Raw genomic sequence first — 2,640 nt, 5'->3', positions numbered from 1 at the left:
CCCTGACAGCGGCCGCCCCGTCCGTGGACGCCCCGGCCCATGCCCGTCAGGCCGGGCACACCACGGTCGCCGCCGCCCCGGCCCCGGAGGCCCTGCACCCGGCCCGTCGGGCTCCGGCCGCCCCTGCCTCCGCCTGCCGTCGAGCGGCGGCCCCGGCGCCGGGCGACGGCGCACCCGGGGCGGCCGGCCCGGTGCCCGCACCCGTGATCGTGTCCGTCCCGGCCCCCACCGGCCCGGCCGCGCCCTTCGAGGAGCCCGGGGCCACGGCCGGCGCCCGCCCGGCAGGGGCCGCGGGAGGCGCGGTCGCCGAGTCCGTGTTCACGCACGTGGCCCGGGTCAGTGCCTTCCCCGTCAGCCATCTGCGCGGAGATCAGCTCCTGGTCGACGACCTCGGTTTCGACTCGCTGATGCTGACCGACCTGTTCACCGCCCTCTCCCGGGAGTGGCCGCAGTGGGCCTTCGACGAGAAGGCCGCCGAGCGGCCGACCATCGCCGGCCTGACCGCGCTGATCGCGGGTGCCACCCCGGCTCCCGCACCGGAGGCGTCCCCGATGGCCGCACCGGTCGCCACGCCGGAGGCCACGCCTGTCGCCGCACCGGCAACCACACCGGAGGCCCCGCCTGGGGCCGCGCCAGAGGCCGTACCGGTGGCCACCCCGGTTGCCGCGCCGGCGCTCCTCCCCGACCAGCGGCCCGCCGCCGCCCCGGCGACCGGCAGCGACCCGCTGCCCGCGGGGCACCCGCTGCCCGAGGAGCAGACGCGGATCGAGCGCTTCCCCGAGGTCGTCCGGCACGGCGAGCGCTTCGCCCTCCTCGACCGGGCGGGGCTGACGAACCCGTACTTCCTCGTCCACGAGGGCGGCCTGACCGGTACCACCGTCGTCGACGGCCGGGAGCTGCTCTCCTTCTCCGGCTACAACTACCTCGGCATGGCCACGGACCCGCAGGTCACGGCGGCGGCCAAGGAGGCCGTGGAACGCTGCGGCACTTCCGTCTCCGCCAGCCGGCTGCTGTCCGGGAGCCGCCGGCTCCACCTGGAGCTCGAGGCGGAGCTCGCCGCCCTGCTCGGCTGCGAGGCCTCCCTCGCCCTGGCCAACGGCCACGCCACGAACGTCACCGTGATCGGGCACCTCGTCGGGCCGGGGGACCTCGTGGTCCACGACGCCCTCGCCCACGACAGCATCCTGCAGGGCTGCCGGCTCTCCGGCGCCACGCGGCGGCCGTTCCCGCACGACGACGTCGCCGCCCTGGACGCCCTCCTCACGCAGGTCCGCCACCAGTACCGGAGGGTGCTCGTGGTCGTCGAGGGCGTGTACAGCATGGACGGCGACATCGCCGACCTGCCCGCCCTCGTCGAGGTCAAGCGGCGGCACGGCGCCCTGCTGATGGTCGACGAGGCGCACAGCATCGGGACGATCGGCGCGACGGGCGGCGGCATCGGCGAGTACCACGGCGTCGACCGCGGGGACGTCGACCTGTGGGCGGGCACCCTGTCCAAGGCCCTCGCCGCCTGCGGCGGCTACGTCGCGGGCGCCCACCGGGTGGTCGAGTACCTGCGCTACACCGCTCCCGGGTTCGTCTACAGCGCCGGACTGACCCCGGCCGACACGGCCGCCTCCCTGGCCGCGCTGCGGCTGCTGCGGGCGGAGCCGGAGCGCGTGGCCCGCCTCGCGGCGAACGCCTCCCTGTTCGCCCGTCTCGCGCGGGAGGCGGGCCTCGACATCGGCACCAGCCACGACACGCCCGTCGTCCCGTGCATCGTCGGGGACTCGGTGAAGACCCTGCGCCTCGCGCAGGCCCTGTTCCAGGAGGGCATCAGCGTCAACCCGATCCTCCATCCGGCCGTCCCGGAGGAGATGGCCCGGCTGCGGTTCTTCGTCACCCGCGACCACACGCCCGAGCAGATCCGCCGGACGGTCGGCACGCTGGCGCGGGAACTGCGCCGGCTCGACGCGGCGGACGCGGCGGACGCCGCGGGCACCGGCCGTTCCTCCGACGCGCCCCCGGCCGCCGCCTGACCCGGGGGCCGTCATGGACACCGTCTTCCGCCCGCTCGAACCGGGCCGCGTCCACCGCTGGGGCGGGGCCGGGCTGATCGTGGCCCGCCGCTGCGACCTCACCCACCTGCCGCTGTGCCTCTCCCCCGCCGAGCAGCGCGTGGCAGGCGCGCTCCCGGCCTGGCGGCGGTCCGAGTGGATGGCCGGCCGGCTGCTCGCCAAGCGTCTGGCCGGCGAACTCCTCGGCACACCGGCGCAGGAGGTGGAGGTCCTCCCCCGGGAGGACGGCAGCCCGAACCTCCTCGTCGGCGGCCGCCCGCTCCCCCGCGTGCACGTCTCCATCAGCCACACCCCCGGCCACGCCGCCGCGGCCCTGGCCCGGCGGCCGGTGGGCGTGGACCTGTGCGAGACGGCCTCCGCCGCCGCCGTGCGCCGGGTCGCCGAGCACGCCTTCTCCCCGGGGGAGCTCTCCCTGATCGACCGGGCCGACCCGGCCGACCCGGCCGACCCGGCCGACCCCTGCCGGGGCGGCGCGCTGGCCGGGGCGTGGGCGCTGAAGGAGGCCGCGGTCAAGGCCGACCGCGGCGGGGTCTTCGGCACGGCCCCGCGCCGGATCCCGCTCCTGGGGCTGCGACCCCCCGCG

2 protein-coding genes are annotated in these 2,640 nt (G+C 77.5%); both read left to right on the top strand.

Annotated elements, in window-relative coordinates; translation table 11 throughout:
* Positions 1-2,018, top strand: a 2,018-nt coding sequence (locus VR44_RS38205) for an aminotransferase class I/II-fold pyridoxal phosphate-dependent enzyme (RefSeq protein WP_245692851.1), incomplete at its 5' end; no start/stop codon positions are given.
* A 13-nt stretch (positions 2,019-2,031) separates the two neighbouring features.
* Positions 2,032-2,640: 4'-phosphopantetheinyl transferase family protein (locus VR44_RS41780; protein ID WP_052714020.1), on the top strand; the 609-nt coding region annotated here is incomplete at its 3' end.

Source organism: Streptomyces katrae (genome assembly GCF_000966975.1).
Lineage (GTDB): Bacteria > Actinomycetota > Actinomycetes > Streptomycetales > Streptomycetaceae > Streptomyces > Streptomyces katrae.
This window is presented reverse-complemented; position numbering and strand designations above follow the sequence as displayed.